Below are 21,169 nucleotides of genomic sequence, written 5' to 3' on the forward strand. Positions count from 1 at the left end.
AGCAGGACATGCAGCTGCTCCACCGCGTCCGCTCCAAGCCGGCGCTCGCGCTCTCGCTCGTCGTCGTCACCGCCGTGCTCGGTGTCGGCCTGCTGTTCCCCGTGTCGCAGGTGCTGCTCACCGCGTTCTCGCCCGAGGGGCTGGACGCGGTGCGGGCCCTGGTCGGCTCGTCGGTCAACCGGGGCGTCGTCGTCAACACGGTCGTGCTCGGGCTGTGCGTCGCGGCCGTCGGCACGGCGCTCGCGTTCCTGTTCGCGTTCGTGCAGACCCGGTTGGACGTGCCGTTCAAGCGGGTCCTGCACGCGATCGCCATCGTGCCGGTGGTGAGCCCGCCGTTCGCGCTGGCCACCGCGCTGGTGGTGCTGTTCGGCCGCAACGGCGTGATCAGCCAGGGCGTTTTCGGTGTGCCGTACGACATCTACGGCCTGGACGGGCTGACGATCGCGCTGGCGCTGTCGTTCTTCCCCGTCGTGTACCTGACCCTGGTCGGCATGATGCGGCGGCTCGACCCGTCGCTGGACGAGGCCGCGACCAGCCTGGGCGCCGGGCGCGCCAAGGTGTTCCTCACCGTGACGCTGCCGATGCTGCTGCCGGGGCTGGCGAGCGGGTTCCTGCTGCTGTTCGTGGAGGCCATCGCCGACCTGGCCAACCCGCTGGTGCTCGGCGGCGACTTCACCGTGCTGTCGTCGCGGGCCTACCTCGCGATCACCGGCGAGTACGACGTGGCGTCCGGCGCGGTGTTCTCGCTGTCGCTGATGGTCCCCGCCGTGCTGGTGTTCCTGCTCCAGCGCTACTGGATCGACCGGCGGAAGGTCTTCAGCGTCACCGGGAAGCCGACCGGAAGGCCGCAGGTCCACCGGGGGCCGGTGGCGATGACCGCCTACGCCGCGGCGGTCTTCGTGGCCCTGCTGATCGTGCTCGTCTACGCCACGATCGTCTACGGCGCGTTCACCGCCGTGCCCGGCGTGAACAACGCGTTCACGTTGGCGCACTTCGACTTCGTGCTGTTCGGCATCGGGTCGGAGGCGATGGTCGACACCACCGTGATGGCCGTGGTCGCCGCCCCGCTGGCCGGGCTGCTCGGGGTGCTGATCGCCTACCTCGTCGTGCGGAAGCTGCCGCGCGTCGGACCGCTGCTCGACTTCGTCGCGATGCTGGGGATCGCCGTGCCGGGCACCGTGCTCGGGATCGGGTTCGTGCTGGCGTTCCGCTCGGAGAACCTGGTCGCGGGCGTGACCGTGATCCCCTCGCTCGTCGGCGGCGCGGCGGTGCTCGGCGGCTCGGTCGGGATCGTGGTCGTGCTGCTGATCCGCGGCATGCCCGCCGCCGTGCGGGCCGGAGTCGGGTCGCTGCACCAGATCCACCCGTCGATCGACGAGGCGTCGGCGAGCCTCGGCGCGGACGACTCGACCACGTTCCGGCGGATCACGCTGCCGCTGATCAGACCCGCGCTGCTGGCCGGGCTGACGTTCGCGATCGCCCGCTCGATGACCACCCTGTCGCCGATCGTGTTCCTCACGACCCCGGACACCAAGATCATGGCCGCGCAGATCCTCGCCGAGGTCGACGCGGGCCGCTTCGGCAACGCGTTCGCCTACTGCTGCGTGCTGATGGCGATCGTGCTGGTCCTGATCGGGCTGGTCCGGGTGGCCGTCCGCGGCCGGGCCGTGCGCCCGGTCCGCACGCTCGCCGTCATCGCCCCCACCGCGCCCGTGCTCGTCGGCGCCGAGAAGGAGTAGTCGACCATGGCCGATCACCACGTGGGCCGCGTCGTGCTCACCGACCTCGTGAAGCGGTACGAGAACACCGATCCCGCCGCCCGTCCGGCCGTCGACGGCGTCGGCTTGGACGTGGAGGCGGGCGAGTTCCTGACCCTGCTCGGCCCGTCCGGGTGCGGCAAGACCACGACCCTGCGGATGATCGCGGGCTTCGAGACGCCGACGTCGGGGGCCATCGCCGTCGACGGGGTGGACATGCTGCGGCTGCCGCCGAACAAGCGGCCGATGGCGATGGTGTTCCAGAGCTACGCGCTGTTCCCGCACCTGTCGGTGTTCGACAACGTCGCGTACGGGTTGCGGATCGACCGCTCCCGGCGCGCGCGCCTGGCCGAAGCCGTCGAGATCGCCTTGACCAGCATGAACCTGACCGGGCTCGGGGACCGGTTCCCGCACCAGCTCTCCGGCGGGCAGCAGCAGCGGGTGGCGCTCGCGCGGGCGATGGTGGTGCAGCCGTCGGTGCTGCTGTTCGACGAGCCGCTGTCGAACCTGGACGCGAAGTTCCGGGAGCAGATGCGGCGGGAGATCCGGCTGCTGCAACGGCGGATGGGGATCACGAGCCTGTACGTGACGCACGACCAGTCGGAGGCGATGAGCCTGTCGGACCGGGTCGTGGTGATGAACGCGGGGCGGGTGGAGCAGGTGGCCACGCCCGCGGAGGTGTACACGCGGCCGGCGTCGGTGTTCGTGGGGAACTTCATCGGGAGGGCGACGTTCCTGCCGGTGCCGGACGCGGTGGTGCGGGACGGGCGGGCACGGGTGCGGGTGTTCGGGCGGGAGCTGGACGTCGCCGCGCACCCGGACACCGGGCGCGGGGCGGTGTTGATGATCCGGCCCGAGTCGGTGTCGGTCACGCCCGTGTCCGAGGAGGGCTGCGGGGTCGTGCGGAGCGCCGTGTACCTGGGGGCGGGGGTGGACTACGAGGTGGAGACGGACGAGGGGACGGTGCTGGCGACGGTCGCCGACCCCGACGTGGACCGGCTGCTGGTGGAGGGGACGAAGGTGGGGTTGGAGGTCGACGCCTCCCGCGCGTACCTGCTGCCGCGGGGGTGAGTCAGGCGTTGCGGGCCTTCTCCAACGCCTCGGCCGCCTTGCGGGCCATGTCCTGGACGGCCGCGCGCTCGACCGCGCCCGCCTCGTAGTCCTCGCGGCGGTCGCGCACCACCCGTGCCGGGATCCCCACCGCGATCTTGTAGTCCGGCACCTCGCCGCGGACCACGGCGTGGGCGCCGACGACGCAGCCGCGGCCGATGCGGGTACCGCGGGTGACGGTGACCTTGGTGCCCAGCCAGGTGTCGGGGCCGATGCGGACCGGGGACTTCACGATCCCCTGGTCCTTGATGGGGACGGTGATGTCCGTGGTGACGTGGTCGAAGTCGCAGATGTAGACCCAGTCGGCCACGAGGGTGGCGGCACCGATCTCGACGTCGAGGTAGCAGTTGACGGTGTTGTCCTTGCCGAAGACGGCCTTGTCGCCGATGCGCAGCGAGCCCTCGTGGCAGCGGATGGCGTTGCCGTCGCCGATGTGGACCCAGCGGCCGATCTCCAGCCGCCCGTAGCCGGGGCGGCAGTGGATGTCGACCTTCTTGCCGAGGAAGACCATGCCGCGCAGCACGATGTGCGGATTGGCGATCCGGAACTTGAGCAGCCGCCAGTAGCGCACCAGGTACCACGGCGTGTAGGCGCGGTGACGGAGCATCCAGCGCAACGACGCCAGGGTCAGGAATCTGGCCTGCTCGGGGTCGCGGCGGGAGCGGGTCCACTTCGCGGCCAGGGGCGAGCCCCACATGCTGGTCACAGCAGGTGACCGTAGTCGATGAGGTCGGCCTGCTCCGCGAGCAGGCGTTCGAGGGTGAGGACGACCTGCGGGGTGTGGCGGGTGTCGAGGCGGGTCGCGTAGACGTCGCGGGTGAGCGGGGTGCCCGCCAGCGGTCGGGCGACGACCGCCGCCGCCGAGTTCCGGATGGACAGCCGGGGCAGCAGGGCGACGCAGAGGCCCGCCTCGACGAGGCCGATGACGGTGTGGAAGTCGTCGCCCTCGAAGCGCAGGTCGGGGCGGACGGCCGCCAGCTCGCGGACCAGGTCCAGGCGCAGGCAGGACTGCGGGGTGGCGACCCAGGTGTCGCCCGCCAGGTCGGCGAGGTCGACGACCTCCTGTGCAGCGAGCGGGTGCGTGGCGGCCAGCACCGCGAGCACGGGTTCGCGGGTGATCCGCAGGCGGCGCAGGCCCGCGGGCAGCGGGACGGGATCCAGGTCGTAGTCGAAGGTCACCGCCAGGTCGAGTTCGCCGCGGGCCAGCGCCACGTGGGCCGCGTCGGTCTCGACCTGGCGCAGCACGATCCCGACGCCGTCGAGCCTGGCCAGCGCGCCGGGCACGAGGTGGGCGGCGGCCGAGGCGAACGCGCCGAGCCGGACGTGGCCGGTGCTGCCGTCGCGCACGGCGTCCAGCTCGGCGGACGCGGTGGCCAGCACGGCGCGCAGCCGCAGCTCGGCGGCCAGCAGCACCTGCCCGGCCTGGGTCGGGCGGACCGGGCGGCGTTCGAGCACCCGCAGGCCGACCCGGCGTTCGAGGTCGGCGATCTGCTGGGACACGGCGGGCGAGCTGTAGCCCAGTTCCACGGCGGCGGCGGCGAACGAGCCCGTGCGCACGACCGCCTCCAGGGTGGCGAGCAGTCGGGGATCCACCGGATAAGCATCGCTTACCGGAGGTGAAGGAGCCATTGCTTGTGCTTACCCGGTGGTGCCCCACAGGATCGAGGGCATGGAGCGAGACGTGGTGGACCTGCTGACCCGGCTGGTGGAGATCGACTCGGTGAACCCGTCGCTGGTGGCGGGCGCGGCGGGCGAGGTGGAGATCGCGGCGTTCGTCGCGGGCTGGGCGCTGGAGGCAGGCCTGCTGGTGGAGGTCGTGGAGGAGACGCCGGGACGGCCCAGCGTCGTCGTGCGGTCGAACCGGACCGGTGACGGCCGCACGCTGCTGCTGTGCGGGCACCTGGACACGGTCGGCGTGGGCGGCATGACCGACCCGCTCGTGGCGCGGGTCGACGGCGACCGGATGTACGCGCGCGGGGCGTACGACATGAAGGCCGGGCTGGCGGCGGCGCTGATCGCGTGCCGCGAGGCCGACCGCGCGGGCATCGGCGGCGAGGTCGTCGTGGCCGCGGTGGCCGACGAGGAGCACTCCAGCACCGGCGTCCAGGAGGTGCTGCGGCACGTCACCGCCGACGCGGCGATCGTGTGCGAGCCGACCGAACTGACCGTCGTGACCTCGCACAAGGGGTTCGTGTGGACGGAGATCCGGGTGGTCGGCAAGGCCGCGCACGGGTCGCGGCCGCACCTCGGCGAGGACGCGATCCTCAAGACCGGGCCGGTGCTGGTGGCGCTGGAGCGGCTCAACGAGAGGCTGCGCGGCAGCGAGCACCCCCGGCTCGGACCGGGCACACTGCACGCGTCGCTGATCACCGGCGGACGGGAGGAGTCGACCGTGCCCGACCTGTGCGTGCTGACGATCGAACGCCGGACGCTGCCCGGTGAGGCGGTGGCGGACGTGGAGCGCGACGTGGCCGACCTGCTGGCGTCCTGCGACGTGCGGGCGACGAGCCGCACGACGCTGGCGCGGGAGCCGTTCGAGACCGACGACGACCACGCGTTCGTCGGCGAGGTCGTGGCCGCGGTCACCGGGGCGCTCGGCAGGCCCGCCGAACTGGCGGGCGCGTCCTACTGGGCGGACTCGGCCTTCATCTCCGCGGCGGGCATCCCGACCGTCCTCTTCGGACCTCCCGGCGACGGCGCGCACGCCGAGGTCGAATGGGTCGGGCTCGAGGGGACGGTCGAGTGCGCCCGCGCGCTCGTCGCCACCGCGAAGGGCTTCTGCCGATGACGTACACCGCCAACCCGCACCACCGGCCCGAGGCCGTGCCCCCGCCCGCGGGCGCGGAGGTGCAGGCGTTCCACCGGAACATGCCCGGCTACCGACCGTCCCCGGTCCGCTCGGTCGACGGGCTGCTGGTCAAGGACGAGTCCAACCGGTTCGGGCTGCCCGCGTTCAAGATCCTCGGGGCGTCCTGGGCGATCGAGCGGACCGTGCGCGCCCGGCCGAGGACCCGCGTGCTGGTCGCGGCCAGCGCGGGCAACCACGGCCGCGCGGTCGCCCGCGTGGCGGCGCAGCGCGGGCTCGGCTGCCGGATCTACCTGCCCGCCGTCACGAGCGCCGGCCGGGCCGACCTGATCGCGGGCGAGGGCGCGGACGTGGTGCGGGTGGACGGCGACTACAACGCCGCCGTCGCGCTGGCCGAGCAGGACGCGGCCCGTCCGGGGTCGGCGCTCGTGGCGGACACCGCGCTGACGCCCACCGAGGGGCCGCCGGAGTGGGTGATCGACGGGTACTCGACCCTCTTCCGCGAGATCGACGTGCCGACCGACGTGGTGCTGGTGCCCACCGGGGTCGGGTCGCTGGCCGCGGCGGCGGTCCGCTGGGCCGTGCACGAACGGCCCGGCACGGCGGTGATCGCGGTCGAACCGGCCACCGCCGCGTGCGTGACCGCGTCGATCGTCGTAGGCCGGATGGCCGCGGTGGACACACCGGGCACGTCGATGGCCGGAATGGACTGCGCGTCACCGTCCGCGGTGGCGTGGCCGACCCTGCTGCACGGACTGTCCGGAACGATCACCGTCACGGATGTCCAGGCGGCGCAGGCGATGCGCGACCTGGCACGCGGTGGACTGACCATCGGGGACTGCGGCGCGGCGACGGTCGCGGCGTGGCGCGCGCACGGCGAACCGGGCCGTTCGGTGCTCTGCGTGGCGACGGAGGGAGCGTCCGATCCCGACGCCTACGCGGAAGCCTTGTCTGCTTGACGACAAGAATTCTTCACCGTCTGGAGTTGGCCGGTGACGGTGGGTATGGTCCGCCACCATGCAGCGAAGAGGTGTCCTGACCACCGTTTTGGCCGCAGCCGCGCTGGTGTTCGGCGTCTGCTCGGCTCCGGCCGCGCTCGCCCAACCCGACGCCAAGGCCGAAGATCCCGCGTCCCTCGTCAACCCCCTGATCGGTTCGACGAACCTGGGCAACACCTACCCCGGCGCGGTCGCGCCGTTCGGCATGCTGGCCTGGAGCCCCGAGCTGACGAAGGGCAACGCGACCCGCACCGCGGCGCCCGGCGGCTACCACTACGACGTGAACAAGGTCCGCGGGTTCAGCCTGACCCACATGTCCGGCACCGGCTGCGCGGGCGGCTCGGGCGACATCCCCTTCTTCCCGCACGTCGGCACCGTGACGACCTCCCCGGCCGCCGACGGCACGGACGCGGTCTACGCCAGCACGTTCAAGCACGACAACGAGGTCGCCAAGGCCGGCACCTACAAGGTCGACCTCGACTCCGGCGCGACCGCCGAGCTGACCGCGACGACCCGCACGGGTTCCGGCCGGTTCACCTTCCCCGCCGACAAGCCCGGCACGATGCTGATCCGCACGGCCAACTCCGAGACCGGCAGCACCGCGTCGGACGTGACCGTGGACGCGGCGACCCGCACCGTCACCGGCTCGGTCACCAGCGGCAACTTCTGCGGCTACATCAACCAGGAGGGCAGGCGCAGCTACTACACGCTGCACTTCGTGGCCCAGTTCGACCAGCCGTTCAAGGAAGTGGGCACCTGGCAGGACACCGTCGTCACGCCGGGTTCGACGACCTCGACCGGCGCCACGACCTACGGCACCTCGGGGTGGCCGGTCGTCGGCAAGGGGTCGGGCGCCTACATCGGCTTCGACACCGCCGCCGCCAACACCACGAACGTCAAGGTCGGCATCTCCTACGTGAGCCTGGACAACGCCAAGGCGAACCTCAAGGAGGAGAACCCGCCGAAGGCGACGTTCGAGAAGACCCGCGACAACGCCGTCAAGGCGTGGTCCAAGCAGCTGAAGAAGATCGACATCGGCGGCGGCACCCCTGAGCAGCGGACCACGTTCTACACCGCGCTCTACCACGCGCTGCTGCACCCCAACGTGTTCAGCGACGTCAACGGCGAGTACTGGGGCATGGACGGCAAGCCGCACAAGGTGTCCGGGAAGCAGGACGTCCAGTACGGCACCTTCTCCGGCTGGGACGTCTACCGCTCGCAACTCCAGCTGCTCACCCTGCTGGAACCCGACGTCGGGTCGGACATCGCGCAGTCGCTGCTGAACCAGGCCGACCAGAACGGCGGCGTCTGGGACCGCTGGACGCACAACTCCGGCGGCACGCACGTGATGAACGGCGACCCGTCCGCACCCGCGCTCGCGGGCATCTACGCGTTCGGCGGCCGGGACTTCGACGTCAAGGCCGCGCTGAAGTCGTTGGTGCGGGCCGCGACCGTGCCGACCGAGCAGGACCTGAGCAAGGACGGCTGGGCCGTGATGTCGGTCGGCCAGCGCCCGTCGCTGGACAAGTACCTCGCGCTGCACTACATGCCGTCGGTCTCGAACGCCTGGGGCGGCGCCGCCGAGACGCTGGAGATGTCCACCGCGGACTTCGCCCTGTCGGAACTGGCGAAGGACGTGAAGGACCCGGCGACCGCGAAGGTGTTCGCCGAGCGCTCGCAGTGGTGGCAGAACAACTTCGACCCGGTCGCGCACAGCACCGGCGGGTACATCCGCAACCGCAACGCCGACGGCACCTGGGTCAAGGACTTCGTGCCCGCCACCGAGAACGGCTTCGTCGAGGGCACCAGCGCGCAGTACAGCTGGATGGTGCCGCACAACGTGGCGGGCCTGGTCGAGTCGCTGGGCGGCAGGGACCGGTTCACCAAGCGGCTGGACGACTTCTTCCACAAGGCCGACGGCGGCTGGGCTCTCAGCGGCGCCGGTGGCGACAAGGCCGCGATGGACAACGAGCCGTCGATCAACTCGCCGTGGCTCTACTCCTACACGGGCCAGCCGTACAAGGCGCAGCAGACGATCCGCCAGGTGCTCAACACCATGTGGGGCGACAAGACCGGCGGCATCCCCGGCAACGACGACCTCGGCGCCATGTCGTCCTGGTACGTGTTCGCGGCGATGGGCATGTACCCGCAGGTGTCCTCGCGCGCCGAACTGGTGCTGGGCAGCCCGCTATTCCCGAAGATCAAGATCGATCGGCCCGACGGCGGGGACATCACCATCACCGCACCGCAGGCCGCGGCCGACGCGCCCTACGTGCAGTCGCTCAAGGTGAACGGCAAGGCGTCCACCAAGCCGTGGCTGCCGACGTCGTTCGTCGACAAGGGCGGCAAGCTCGACTACGTGCTCGGCACGACGGCGAACACCGCGTGGGGCTCCAGCCCCGCCGACGCGCCGCCGTCGTTCCGCGACGGCGAGCAGCCGATCGAGCACGACCAGCCGTTCCACCTGACCGTCTCGCCGACCAGCCCGACCCTCGCGCCCGGCGGATCGGTCACCGCGGCCGTGCAGGCGAAGCGGCTCTACGACGGCGACCCCGCCGTGACCTACACCGTCACCGGTGACTCCGCGCTCGTCTTCACCCCGGCGACCGGCACCGTGCCGATCGACGACACCGGCGCGGAGTTCACCATCGGCACCACACCCGACGCGCCGCAGGGCTTCTACTCCGCCACCGTCACGGTGGACGTGGGGGGCGCCGAGCCGGTGGTGCTGCCGCTGACCGTGAAGGTGGCTCCGCCGGGCAGCATGCTGGCCGCGGTGAACAACATCGGCGCCTCCGACGACGAGGGCTCCGAGGTCGCCGACTTCGACGGCGGCGGCTACAGCTACTCGCGGCAGGCCCTGGCCGCGGCGGGCCTCACCTCCGGCGGCACCGGCACGGTGGACGGCCTGACGTTCACCTGGCCCGACTCGCCGAACGACCGCGCGGACAACGTGGTCACCAACGGCCAGAGCGTCGACGTGACCGGCACGAGGCTGTCGTTCATCGGCGCCGCGGCGGACGGCGGCCGCACCGCGGCGGCCACGGTGACCTACACCGACGGCACGACCGGCGCGGTCGACCTCGGGTTCAGCGACTGGACCCTCGGCGGCGGCGGGCAGAACCCGTCGTACGGCAACGTGGTCGTGGCCAAGACGCCGTACCGCAACCTGCTCGGCGGCGGGAACGAGGAGGTGGTGACGAACATCTTCGCCACCAAGACGTTCACCGCCCCCGAGGGCAAGGTGCTCCGGAGCGTGAAGCTGCCGACCAACGAGGGGCTGCACGTGTTCGCCATCGCCACCGCGTAGGCGGCTCCGGTGGGTCAGGGTCCTCCCCCGGCCCACCGGTTTGGGCACCCCCGGTTCCGGGGCAGCCCACCGGACAACCGAGTGGAGGCCCCATCGTGTTCAGCGGAGTCCTGTTCGACTTCTCCGGCACCCTGTTCGACGACAGGTCCGTGCTCGACCCGGCCCGCGCCGCCGTCGGCGACCAGGTCATCACCGACGTGCTCGCCCACGTCGACTCCCCCGAGGGCATCGCGGCCCGCAAGGGCTGCGACGTGTCGCACGACCGGCACCGCGCCGTGTGGACGGCGCTGATCGCCGAGTCCGGCACCTACAGCACGACCGTCGTCGACGCCATCTACCACGCCCTCACCGACCCGGCGGCGTGGACGCCGTACCCGGACACCGCACGGGTCGTCACCGCCCTGCACGAGCGCGGCACGCGGGTCGGCGTGGTCAGCAACATCGGCTGGGACATCCGCCCCGCCCTGTCCGACGCGGGCATCCTCGACCTGCTCGACACCGTCGTGCTCTCCTGCGAGGAGGGCGTCGAGAAACCCGACCCGGCCCTCTTCACCCTCGCCTGCGACAAGCTCGGCCTCGCACCGGGTTCGGTGCTCTACGTCGGCGACGACCCGCTCAAGGACGGCGCCGCCGTGAAGACGGGGATGCCGGTGTACCTGCTGCCCACCGACCGCTCCGCCGACCGCGACCGGGGTCTGGACGCGGTGCTGGGCCTGGTTTAGGGCGTGTTCCCCGGATCTCGTCGAACGGGATCCGGGGAACACGGCCTACGGCGTCACCAGGACCTTGCCGAGCACGCGGTCGGTGGTGAGCCGCTCCAGTTCCGCGGGCAGGCCGGTCAGGGGCACCTCGCCGGTCACCAGCGGTTCCACCACCAGTCCACCCGCCAGGGCCGCCATGGCGCGCGGGAAGTCGGCCGGGCCGGTGCCGTAGCTGCCGCCGACCACGACCGGCTTCCCGTGCCAGCCCGCCAACCACGCGGATTCCCTGCGCCGCACGGTGTCCAGGTCGCAGTCCAGCTCCGGCAACCGGTCGCCCGCCTTGGTGCCGCCGTAGAGCATCACGACCCCACCCGGCCGCACCAGGCCCAGCGCGTCGCGCAACAGGTCCGGGAACACGAAGCTGGTCGCGACGACCACGACGTCCTGGCTGTCCGGCGGCACCTCGCGGCCGACGGCGGCGGGCAGCACCCCGCGCTCCACCAGGAAGTCCAGCCGATCCCGCCCGCGGTTGCGCAGCGCCACGTCGGCGCCCGCGAGTTCCGCCAACCCGGCGATGAGCACCCCGGCCACGCCCGCGCCGAGCACGGTGACCCGGCCAGGCGGCCCGCCGAGGTGCCGCTCCGCCATCGCCACGCAGTGCGCGGCGCACGCGGCGGGCTCGGCGAACACCAGCGTCCGCGCGCTCACCCCGTCCGGCGCGACGGGCAACGCCCGCACCAGGTCCTCCTGCGCGCCGGAGACCCAGAGTTCGCGGGCGAACCCCGACCCCCGCCGCACCGGCGCGTTCGGGTCCAGGCAGACCCGCGTACCGACCGGCAGCACCCCGTCCTCGACCACCCCGACCAGTTCGTGCCCGAACTGGCTGGGCCCGCCGCGCACCCTGGCGATCTCCTTGAGGTCCGACCGGCACACCCCCATCAACTCGGTGCGCACCAGGACGCCAGGGGACCCGTCGCGCACCAGCGGTTCACGAGTCAGCCGCGGCCCGGCTCCGGTCAGCGCGACGGCGAGCTGGTCCACACGGTCTCCATTGCCTCGGCGAACCGGTCGACGACCAGGTGGGCGTCGGCCACCGTCAGGATCAACGGCGGCCGCAGCTCGATCACGTTCCCGAGCCCGTGCTCCGACACCCTCGTGATCACCCCGAGGTCTCCCAACGCCTTGCTCAGCGCGGTGGCGAGCCGCGGCGACTTCGCCCCGTCCGGTTCGGCCAGCTCGACACCGAGCATCAGCCCCACCCCGCGCACGTCGTCCAGGAACTCGAACTTCTCCTTCAACGCGGTCAGCCCGTCCAGGATCACCTTCCCGGTGGCGCGCACGTTCGCCAGGAACTCCGGCTGCCGGACGATGTCCAGCGTCACCACGGCCGCGGCGGCCGACAGCGTGTGGCTGCCGTAGGTGAACCCGTGCAGGTTGCGCGGCATCCCGACGAGCGCCTCCTCGGTGATGATCGCCGCCAGCGGCAGGCCGCTGCCGGTGAGCCCCTTCGACACCGTGATCATGTTCGGCGCCACCCCGAAGTGGTCGGCGGCGAACAGCGACCCGGTGCGGCCGAGCCCGGTCTGGTTCTCGTCGAAGATCAGCACGATCTCCCGCTCGACGCAGAACTCCTTGAGCCGCTGGAGGTATCCGGGCGGCGGCACGACGTTGCCGCCGACGCCGCTGATCGGCTCGATGATCATCGCGGCCACGCTGCCGGTGGACGCGTAGGTGATGAAGTCGTCGATCCGGTCCACGCACAGCTTCCCGCAGCTGTCCGGCTCCTGCTTGTAGAAGCACCGGTGGCAGTACGGGTCGGGCACGTGCAGCGCGCCCGGCATGTGCTGCTGGAACGGCGCCCGGATCCGCGCCGACCCGTTCCAACCCGCCGCAGCCACGGTCTGCCCGACGTGGCCCCGGAACGGCACGATCACGTCCCGGCGGCCGGTGTGCCACTGGGCGATCTTGATCGCGCCCTCGTTCGCCGTCGACCCGCCGGAACTGCGCAGGTTGACCTTCGTGAGGTTCGGGGGCGTCAGCTCGACCAGCTGCCGCATCACCCGGTTCGTCGGATCGGTCTGGAACGACGAGCTGGCGAACACCAGGTCGTCGACCTGGCCCTTGATCGCCGCGACGACCGCGGGGTGGTTGTGCCCCAGCACCAGGTTGAACGTGCCGGACACGCAGTCCAGGTACTCCCGGCCGTCGGAGTCCCACATCCGCACGCCCTCGCCGCGCACCAGCCGCACGTCGCCCAGTTCGTAGTAGGCGTCGTCCTTCGGGTCCACCCCGGTGACCGGGTGCATCAGCGCAGTCCCAGGCTCGCCAGCTGGGTGTCGACCCAGCGCTCCAGCGTCCACGGTTCGGCGGCCTCACGGCGCTTGAGCGCCGACGCGGCCCGCTCCTCCGGCGACGCCAGCAGCGCCGCCGCGATGGCCTCGGCCTGCTCGGAGACGTCGAACGGGTTGACCGAGCGGCACACCTCCGAGAGCACCTCGGCCGCGCCCAGCATCTCGGACATGATCACGTCGGCGTCGCGGCGGTTGACCAGCGGCGCCTCGAAGACGCTGAGGTTCTGGCCGTCCACGGTCGAGTTGAACACCAGCAGGTCGGCCCGTTCGAAGCAGCCGAAGCTGTGGTTGACCTCGTTGTCGCAGTGGGTCCGCACGGTGTCCTCGCCCAGCTCGGCGTTGGCGGCGGCCACCTCCTCCTCGACCCGCCGGACGTAGTCAGAGTTCGCCTCGACGTAGAGCCGGTTGGGGTTCATCCGGACCAGCATCCGGGTGCCCTCCAGCGAGGGGTTCTCCTTGACCGCCTTGACGAACGCCCGCACCGCGCGCCAGCCGTTCTTGATCGGGTCCGTCCGTCCGGAGTGGACGACCAGCCGGTGCTCGCCCGCCCACTCCTCGATGCCCTCGGGCATGGTGGAGTGCCTGCGGTGCAACGTCTCCGGGCTGTACCCGAGCACCTGCGTGCGGACCTGGCACACCCGACCGCGCCACGTGACGGTGCTCGCCGCGCGGTCGACCACGGCGTCCGGGAACAGGTCCTCCACGCAGGCCAGGAAGTTGCGCGACCAGCGGTCGGCGAAGAAGCCGATCACGTCGGAGGCGAGCATGCCCTCGATGATCCCGGTCCGCATCGGCTTGGGCAGGATGCGCCAGTAGTCCGCCGACGGCCACGGGATGTGCACGAAGTGCAGGATCGGCGCGTCCGGGCGCTGCGCCCTGATCCGGGCCGGGACGCAGACGAGCTGGTAGTCGTGCACCAGGTACACCGGGTCGGTCACGTCGGCGGAGCGGGCCAGCAGCTCGCGCGCGTAGTCCTCGGTGAACTCGTCGAACGCCCGCCACGCCCGACGGGTCTCCTCGCCGAACGTCGGCGTCGTCCACTTGTCCCAGCCGTAGTTGTTGCCCGCCCACATCAGCTCGGCGGTCAGGAAGTCCTGCACCACGCGGAACGTCTCGCGGTTGTGCCGCAACGGGTGGACGGTGATCTCGCGGCCGGACGGCAGCTCCGTGACGATGCCGTCCGGGTTCTGCTCGGAGGCCAGGTGGTCGTCGTCGGTGTCGGCGCTGACGATCCACGACACGTCCAGGTAGCCCGCCTGCTCGGCGACGACGTTGCCGGTGCCGCCGGGGGCGAGCCACGCCTTGAGGAGGCCGGTCTCGGGGTCGGGGGCGTAGGTGACGACGGCCCGTTTGCTGGCCAGGAACAGGTGCTTGCTCATCAGTCCTCCACGACGTCGTTCGCGGCGATCTCGGTCAGGGCCAGCGCTCCCCCGTCCACGCCCAGCGGCGCGAGGGAGGCCAACTCGGGGAGCTTGTGCGCCTTCGCGCTGTGCAGGCAGGCGTTGACCGGGCGGCTCGCGTAGTGCCCCTCGGCCCGCGGCTGGCTGCGGACCAGGGCCGGGTCCGCGCCGAGGGCCAGCGCGATCCGCCGCGCCCACGCGTACCTGGTCAGCCGTTCCGGGCCGCCGAGGTGCAGCAGCCCGGTGCGGCCCGCCATCAGCAGCGCGGCCGTCCACGCGGCCACGTCGTCGACCAGCACGGGGGTGTTCCAGTGGTCGTCCGGCACGTCCACGCCGCTGCCGTCGAGCAGCGCGCGGGCGCACGTGGTGAAGAAGTTCGGCCGGATGCCGTCGGGTTCCCAGCCGTAGACCAGGCTCACCCGCAGCGCCAGCGCGGCGCCGGTGTCGAGCAGCGTCCGCTCGGCCGCCAGCTTCGCCTTCCCGTAGGCGTTCGCGGGCGAGACCTCGTCGGTCTCGGCGCTGCTGGGGCGGGTGCCGTCGAACACGTTGTCGGTGGAGATCAGCAGCACCGGCCGGCCGTCGGCGGCGGCCGCGATGTTGGCCGCCCCACCGGCGTGCGCGGCGGCCGTCTCCGCCGGGTTCCGCTCGCACCAGGTGATGTCCGACGGGCCGTGCACCACCACGAGTGCGTCGGTGCCCGCGACGACCTCGCGGCACGCCGCCGGATCGCGCACGTCCAGTTCCCGCCACGGCAGGCCGCGCGAGGAGGCCGTGTCGGGAGGGTGCCGCGAGGCGACCACCGGTTCCACGCCGAGCGCGCGCAGCCGGGCTCCGACCGACGCGCCGAGGAAGCCGCTGCCGACGACCAGCGCCCTCACCTGGCGACGCCTTCCGGCTCCGGGACGCGCAGCAGCGCGGTCGCCGCGGCGACCAGCACGCCGCCCGCCGCGACCACGGCGAACGCGGTGGTGAGGCCCCAGGTCGCGGCCAGCAGGCCGACCAGCGGCGGGCTGCCGAGGAAGCCGAGGTAGGAGATCGTGGTGACGGTGGTGATCGCGGCGGGCCTGCGCTCGTCGTCGGCCGACTTGCCCGCCATGCCCAGCAGCGTCGGGACGGCGGGCGCCAACCCGATGCCCGCCAGCGCGAACCCGGCCAGCGCGACCGCGGCGGGCAGCCCGGCCGGTTCGGTGATCACGGCCAGCACCAGGCCGACCGCGCCGAGGACGCTGCCGAACACCACGACCGTCAGGCCGGAGAAGCGCTCGCCCTGCCACTGGACGAGCAGCCGCCCACCGGCCAGGCCGATCATGTACGCGGCGGGCGCGGCGCTGCCGAGCAGCGGCCCGGCGCCCAGGTCCTGTTCCAGGTGGATCGCGCCCCACTGCTCGACGGCGTTCTCCATGAACAGCACGACCGCGGCGACCAGGCCGAACGCGATCAGGATCGGCGTCGCCGAGCGGGTGCGGACCGGACTGTCCGAAGTGGACCGCGTCCGCCAACCGGCCCGGTCGATCGACAGGAACGCGCTGACCAGCACGAGGGCGGCGATGACGAGCAGCACCTCGCGCGACGAGGCGCCCGCCTGCCGGGCGAGGCCGACCGACGGGGCGGCGACGACCATCGCGAGCGGCGTGGCGGCGTGCACCTTGTTGAACAGCCGGACGCCGTCGCGCGCCTCGTGCTCCGCGGTCGTGGCGTTGAGGGCGACCTCTATCGCCCCGGAAGTGGCCCCGATCAAGACAAGTGAGAGCGCGAACGTCACCGGGGAATGCGTCCAACCCGGAAGCGCGCATGCCGCCGCGAAGGCCAAAAGTACAACCGGGAGTGCCCTTTCGCGCATTCGGGACACCAGTTTTCCGGTGATCACCATGGCGGGCAGGGCACCGAACGGGATGCCGAACAGCGCCAGTCCGAACTCGGAGTCGGTGGCACCGATCTGGTCCTTGACCTCGGGCAAGAGCCCGGCCCAACCACCCCAGAAGAGTCCCCAGCTCGTGGCGGCGAAGATCAAGCCCCTGGAGTTCGGACGACTTGGCGGCGCACTTGCCAACACTGTCTCCCTTCACTGATTGGGTTACGTTGGGTTCAGTGATTGTGAACCCAACGTAACGCCGACGTGCACTAGCTGCCAATCGGCGCCTTATCGGGTGACCCCCGAGAGGAGACAGATGGACAGTCGCGACTACTTGGTCACCGACCGGCTCCCCTTGCCCGACGGGCCTTCCGTCGTGCACGTGGACGTGGTCCGCGAGGACAGCTACCGCATCGACGTCGTGCGGACCGTGGCCACCGCGATCGAGGTGCTGCTGACCGAACTGGACGGCCGCAGCGCCGTGGTGATCACCGACCACGTCGTGGCGGAGCTGCACGCGGGTCCGATCATCGAAGCGCTGACCGAACGGGGTCAGCTGCTCGGGACGACCTCGGTGCCCAGCGGCGAGAAGAGCAAGACGGCCACCACGGCGTTCGAGTTGATGGACTGGTTGGCGCAGGTGGGTTTCGCCCGACGCGATGTGGTGATCGCACTGGGTGGTGGCGTCGTCATCGACACGGTCGGCTGGGTGGCAAGCGCTTTCATGCGCGGAGTGCCGTACGTGAACATGCCGACCACGCTGCTGGCGCAGGTCGACGCGGGCATCGGCGGCAAGGTGGCGGTCGACCACAGCGAGGCCAAGAACCTGGTCGGCGCGTTCTACCAGCCGCGCGCGGTCATCTCCTGCCTGGAGTACCTCGGCACCCTGGACCGCAGGCAGGCCAGGGCCGGGCTCGCGGAGGTGGTGAAGAAGGCGGTGATCGCCTCCCCCGCGCTGTTCCAGCACATCGAGGACAACGTCGAGGACCTGGTGGAGTGCCGGTCGCCCGCGGTCGACGTGCTGGTGCACGCGGCCAGCTCGATCAAGACCGAGCTGGTCGGCCGCGACCCGTACGAGGTGGACCTGCGCAGGCCGCTGAACTTCGGGCACACCGTCGGCCACGCGGTCGAGACCGTGACGGACTACGGGCCGGTGCTGCACGGCGAGGCGGTCGCGTTCGGCATGGCGGTCGCGGTCGACGTGGCCAGGTCGCGCGGGGTCGTGGACCCGGCCACCGCGGACCGGGTGATCGCCCTGATCCGGCGGCTGGGCCTGCCGGTGTCGCTGGCCGACCTCGGGGTCGAGGTCGTGGTCGAGGAGGTGCTGGGCGCGCTGGCGAAGATCAAGCAGATTCGCGACGGGAGCCTGCGGTTCGTGCTGCCCGTGGAACTGGGCACCACGGCCATCGTCGAGGACGTCACCACCGAAGAGGTGCGGGCGGCGCTGGTCAGGGAGCGTTCGTGACGCCGCGGTGGACCGTCGACGCCGGGGGCACCGGGACCGCGGTGACCGGTCCCGGTGGCCGGCGGCGCTACGGGTCGGTGAACCCGGCCTCGGGCGGCCAGGACGCGGCGGACGCGGTGCTGCGCACCGTGTTCGCCGACTTGGCCGCGGCGCTGGACGGCGGGGCGGGGCAGGGCTGGATCGCCACGGCCACGGTGGACCCGCGCGATCCGGGGTCCGAGTTGGAGCGCCTGCGCAGGACCGCCGAACGAGCGGGCCTGCGCGGGCGGGTCGTCGTGTCCAACGACGCTCTGCCGTGGCTGGTTGCGCCGCCGCTGTCGGGGCGCGGCGTGGCCGTCGTGTGCGGCACCGGCTCGGGTTTCCTGGCCGGTGACGGCCGGTCCGCCGCCGTGCGCGTCGGGAGCTGCGAGTACCTGGGCAGCGATGAGGGCAGCGCCTACGACCTGGGCCTGTCCGGGCTGCGCGCCGCCGTGCGCGCGCTGGACGGCCGCGGCCCGGACACGGTGCTGGCCGGGCACTTCGGCGTGGCGACCGCGCGCGAACTCGCGCGGCTGGCCTTCCCCAAGGCCGCCGTGGCCGCGCTGGCCCCGACGGTCTGCCGGGCGTGGCTGGACGGCGATCCCGTGGCCACCAGGCTGGTCGCCGACGCGATCGGCGAGCTGGGGCTGGGTGTCCGGGCCGCCGCGGCCGCCGCCGGGCTCGAAGGCGAGTGGACCGTCGCGGCCGGGGGCGGCGTCTTCCTGGGCTGCCCCGAGTTCCTCGCCGAGTTCGAGCGCGAGGTGCTCGGCGAGGTGGTCGCGGTGACCGACCCCAACGCCACCATCGAGGCCGCGCTGGAGGCGGGCGTGCCCGCGTGGGCGCTGGACGACTGCGCGTGGACGCTCACCCTCGCCGATCCTCCCCGCCCCGCGCCGAGACCGGCCGCGGCCACCGGCCCGATCGCGCTCGGCCTGTGCCTGGCCGCGTGGGGCGGCGGCGGTCTGCCCGCGGCGCTGGACGCCGCGCGCGCGACCGGCGTGGACGCCGTCGACCTGCCGACCGACACCACGACCGGCCTGGTCGACGCCGACCGGTGGGCTACCGACGCGGCCTACCGGTCCGAGCTGCGCGAGACCCTGTCCGACCTGGCCGTGACGTGCGTCAGCAACAGCCGCGACACGCAGCTGCTGCTCGGCCCGCACGGCCCGCACACCGATCCCGTGCTCGCCGGGTCCGCCGACGACAAGCGCGCGCACGCCCTGCGGCACGCGGAGCACGCCATCCGGATCGCCGCGGACCTCGGCGCGCCCCAGGTGCGGCTGATGTTCGGCGTCCCGGACCTGTCGCGCTGGCTGTCCTGGTGGCACAGCGACGTTTCCTGGGCCGACAACGTCGAAGCCTGGCTGGAAGCCGCCACCCCGGTGCTGAAGCTGGCCGCCGAGCACGGCGTGCAACTGCTCGTCGAACCGCACCCCAAGCAGGTCGCCTACGACCCGGACAGCACCCGGCAGCTGCTGGACGCGGCGGACGTGCGGCTCTGCCTGGACGTCGCGAACCTCGCGGCCGTCGGCTACGACCCGGTGTCCGTCGTGCGCGGCTGGGGCACCCGCCTCGGCGCCGCGCACGCCAAGGACCTCCAGCGCTGGACCGGCACCGATCAGCCGCCCGGCGCGGGCTGGTCGCGCTACGGCCCCGGCCCGGCGATCCGCTTCCGCGCACTGGGTTCCGGCGACCTGCCGTGGCCCTCGGTGGTGGCGGCGCTGCTGGACGAGGGCTTCCGCGGCGTGCTCTACGTCGAGCACGAGGACGCGCTGCTGCCGAGGGAGCAGAGCGTGGCGAACTCGGTGCGCCTGCTGCGTTCGCTGCTACCCGATCGCGAACCGCAGGGGAGGACGTGGTGATGCACGACGTCAGGGCGGCACTGCTGGCGGGCGGACTCGGCGAGCGGATGGGCACGCTCACCGCGAGGACGTGCAAACCGCTCGTCCCGTACGCGGCCTCGTGCAGGCTGGTCGACTTCAGCGTCGACAACGCGCTGCGCTCCGGCATCCCGGAGCTGGTGCTGATGTCGCTGCACCGCGAACGCGACCTCATCGACCACCTGCTGCGCGGCTGGGACGACAGCCCGCTGAAAGTCCACTTCGGACCCCACGACGACCTCGTGCGCGACCCGTCGTTCACCGGTCCGCTGCCGGAACGCGCACCGGAGCTGGGCACGGCCGACGCGCTGATCGCCAACGCCGAGTACCTGTTCGCGCCGGGCGCGCGGGACGTGCTGGTGCAGCACGCGGACCACGTCTACACCTACGACTACGGCGACATGCTGCGCGCGCACCGCGAGAGCGGCGCCGACGTGACGATCGGCGTGCAGGCCATCGAACGCCGGTACGTGAAGCTGTTCGGCATGGTCGAGGTCAACGACGACCTGACCGTGCGCCGACTGGTGGAGAAGCCGCCGAACCCCACGTCGGACCTGATCTTCACCGCGTTCTGCCTGTTCCGCGTCGACACCCTCGTCGAGGTGCTGGCCGAGCTGTCCGCGTTGGGAGAGGACGGCTGGCAGCACGACATCAGCCGCGACGTCCTGCCCGCGATGATCGCCAGCGGCCGCAAGGTGCTCGCGCACCCGATCACCGGCTACTGGGCCGACATCGGCACCGTCGAGCGCTACCACTCCGGGCAGCTTGGCCTGATCGACCACCCGGAGACGTTGAACGCGCCCCTCACGCTCGGCGGCCCCGCACCGCGGCGCGTCGACGGCAACCTCGTCGCGGGCGACCTGCCCACCGGCGCGGACGTGCGGTCCAGCGTGCTGTTCCCCGGTTGCGCGGTCGAACCGGGCGCGGTGGTCCACCGGTCCGTCGTGCTGCCCGGCGCCAGGATCGCCGCGGGCGTCGAGGTGGTCGACACGGTCGTCGAGGTGGACGAACACCTGCACGTCAACCGCCACGGCATCGCCGACCTGGAGCCCTAGCGCACTTCCAGGCCGTGGTCGGCACTGGTGATCGGCAGCCCGGTCTTCCCGTCCACCACCACCGGGTGCACCGTCCGTCCCGTGGCGCGGTCGAACAACCGCGCCGCGGGCCGTTCGGGCCCGAAGTGCCGGTGCCCCCACGCCGCGAGCGCGGCCAGCACCGGCAGGAAGTCCCGGCCCCGGTCGGTGAGCACGTACTCGTAGCGGACCGGCGCGGTCGTGTACTCGCGCTGCTCCAGCAACTCCGACTCCACCAGGCTCTTGAGCCGGCGGCTGAGCGATCCCGGTGAAATCCCCAGGTGCTCCTGGAGGTCCGCGAAGCGGGTGACGCCCCCGGACACGTCCCGCAGCACCAGCACGCTCCACCACTCGCCCACGTGCTCGAGTCCGCGGGCGATCGGACAGGCCGCGTCCGCGAAGCTCACGTGCTGCACCACAACTCCTCCAGGGGCCTTTACCGACCAGT

17 protein-coding genes are annotated in these 21,169 nt (G+C 72.2%); 9 read left to right on the top strand and 8 right to left on the bottom strand.

The window, feature by feature from the left end:
- Positions 1 to 8: 8 nt before the first annotated feature.
- Positions 9 to 1,739: an ABC transporter permease gene (locus RM788_RS17655; protein ID WP_315932786.1), complete on the top strand. Its 1,731-nt coding sequence runs from the start codon at positions 9 to 11 to the stop codon at positions 1,737 to 1,739.
- A gap of 6 nt (positions 1,740 to 1,745) precedes the next feature.
- Entirely contained in the window at positions 1,746 to 2,828 is a 1,083-nt protein-coding gene (locus RM788_RS17660; protein ID WP_315932787.1) for an ABC transporter ATP-binding protein, read from the top strand.
- A gap of 1 nt (position 2,829) precedes the next feature.
- On the opposite strand, the gene RM788_RS17665 is transcribed toward RM788_RS17660, so the two are convergent.
- Together RM788_RS17665 and RM788_RS17670 are read right to left on the bottom strand one after the other, a co-directional pair.
- Complete coding sequence (locus RM788_RS17665) at positions 2,830 to 3,573, bottom strand: acyltransferase (RefSeq protein WP_315932788.1); 744 nt, start codon at positions 3,571 to 3,573, stop codon at positions 2,830 to 2,832.
- Positions 3,570 to 4,460 carry a LysR family transcriptional regulator gene (locus tag RM788_RS17670; RefSeq protein ID WP_315932789.1) on the bottom strand — a complete coding sequence of 297 codons (891 nt, stop codon included), beginning with the start codon at positions 4,458 to 4,460 and terminating at the stop codon, positions 3,570 to 3,572. The genes RM788_RS17665 and RM788_RS17670 overlap by 4 nt, the downstream gene beginning before the upstream one ends.
- Before the next feature lie 76 nt (positions 4,461 to 4,536).
- On the opposite strand from RM788_RS17670, the gene RM788_RS17675 reads away from it, so the two are divergent.
- The 4 genes from RM788_RS17675 (at position 4,537) to RM788_RS17690 (ending at position 10,703) form a co-directional block, all read left to right on the top strand.
- Positions 4,537 to 5,655: a M20/M25/M40 family metallo-hydrolase gene (locus RM788_RS17675; protein ID WP_315932790.1), complete on the top strand. Its 1,119-nt coding sequence runs from the start codon at positions 4,537 to 4,539 to the stop codon at positions 5,653 to 5,655.
- Positions 5,652 to 6,632, top strand: a complete 981-nt coding sequence (locus RM788_RS17680) for a pyridoxal-phosphate dependent enzyme (RefSeq protein ID WP_315932791.1) — start codon at positions 5,652 to 5,654, stop codon at positions 6,630 to 6,632. The genes RM788_RS17675 and RM788_RS17680 overlap by 4 nt, the downstream gene beginning before the upstream one ends.
- Before the next feature lie 58 nt (positions 6,633 to 6,690).
- Entirely contained in the window at positions 6,691 to 9,981 is a 3,291-nt protein-coding gene (locus tag RM788_RS17685) for a GH92 family glycosyl hydrolase (RefSeq protein WP_315932792.1), read from the top strand.
- Between the two features lie 95 nt (positions 9,982 to 10,076).
- Positions 10,077 to 10,703 carry an HAD family hydrolase gene (locus RM788_RS17690; protein ID WP_315932793.1) on the top strand — a complete coding sequence of 209 codons (627 nt, stop codon included), beginning with the start codon at positions 10,077 to 10,079 and terminating at the stop codon, positions 10,701 to 10,703.
- Between the two features lie 45 nt (positions 10,704 to 10,748).
- Here the strand turns inward: RM788_RS17690 and RM788_RS17695 are convergent, their stop codons facing one another.
- From RM788_RS17695 to RM788_RS17715, 5 genes are read right to left on the bottom strand one after another with little or no spacing between them, the layout of a single operon-like run.
- A complete protein-coding gene (locus RM788_RS17695) occupies positions 10,749 to 11,723 on the bottom strand; it encodes an alcohol dehydrogenase catalytic domain-containing protein (RefSeq protein WP_315932794.1) in 975 nt (324 codons plus the stop codon).
- A complete protein-coding gene (locus RM788_RS17700; protein ID WP_315932795.1) occupies positions 11,699 to 12,988 on the bottom strand; it encodes an aspartate aminotransferase family protein in 1,290 nt (429 codons plus the stop codon). Before RM788_RS17700 ends, RM788_RS17695 begins: the two co-directional genes overlap by 25 nt.
- On the bottom strand, positions 12,988 to 14,412 hold the full coding sequence (locus tag RM788_RS17705; RefSeq protein WP_315932796.1) for a trehalose-6-phosphate synthase: 1,425 nt from the start codon (positions 14,410 to 14,412) through the stop codon (positions 12,988 to 12,990). Before RM788_RS17705 ends, RM788_RS17700 begins: the two co-directional genes overlap by 1 nt.
- Entirely contained in the window at positions 14,412 to 15,311 is a 900-nt protein-coding gene (locus tag RM788_RS17710) for an SDR family oxidoreductase (protein ID WP_315932797.1), read from the bottom strand. Before RM788_RS17710 ends, RM788_RS17705 begins: the two co-directional genes overlap by 1 nt.
- Complete coding sequence (locus RM788_RS17715) at positions 15,308 to 16,486, bottom strand: MFS transporter (protein ID WP_399343883.1); 1,179 nt, start codon at positions 16,484 to 16,486, stop codon at positions 15,308 to 15,310. The genes RM788_RS17710 and RM788_RS17715 overlap by 4 nt, the downstream gene beginning before the upstream one ends.
- 115 nt (positions 16,487 to 16,601) lie before the next feature.
- Here RM788_RS17715 and aroB point away from each other — a divergent pair, with 115 nt between their 5' ends.
- From aroB to RM788_RS17730, 3 genes are read left to right on the top strand one after another with little or no spacing between them, the layout of a single operon-like run.
- A complete protein-coding gene (gene aroB, locus RM788_RS17720; protein WP_315932799.1) occupies positions 16,602 to 17,750 on the top strand; it encodes a 3-dehydroquinate synthase in 1,149 nt (382 codons plus the stop codon).
- Entirely contained in the window at positions 17,747 to 19,630 is a 1,884-nt protein-coding gene (locus RM788_RS17725; protein ID WP_315932801.1) for a TIM barrel protein, read from the top strand. Before aroB ends, RM788_RS17725 begins: the two co-directional genes overlap by 4 nt.
- Entirely contained in the window at positions 19,630 to 20,703 is a 1,074-nt protein-coding gene (locus tag RM788_RS17730; RefSeq protein ID WP_315932803.1) for a sugar phosphate nucleotidyltransferase, read from the top strand. Before RM788_RS17725 ends, RM788_RS17730 begins: the two co-directional genes overlap by 1 nt.
- Here the strand turns inward: RM788_RS17730 and RM788_RS17735 are convergent.
- On the bottom strand, positions 20,700 to 21,137 hold the full coding sequence (locus tag RM788_RS17735; RefSeq protein ID WP_315932805.1) for a winged helix-turn-helix transcriptional regulator: 438 nt from the start codon (positions 21,135 to 21,137) through the stop codon (positions 20,700 to 20,702). The genes RM788_RS17730 and RM788_RS17735 overlap by 4 nt on opposite strands.
- Positions 21,138 to 21,169: the final 32 nt, after the last annotated feature.

Origin of the sequence: Umezawaea sp. Da 62-37 (assembly GCF_032460545.1) — a bacterium.
Lineage (GTDB): Bacteria > Actinomycetota > Actinomycetes > Mycobacteriales > Pseudonocardiaceae > Umezawaea.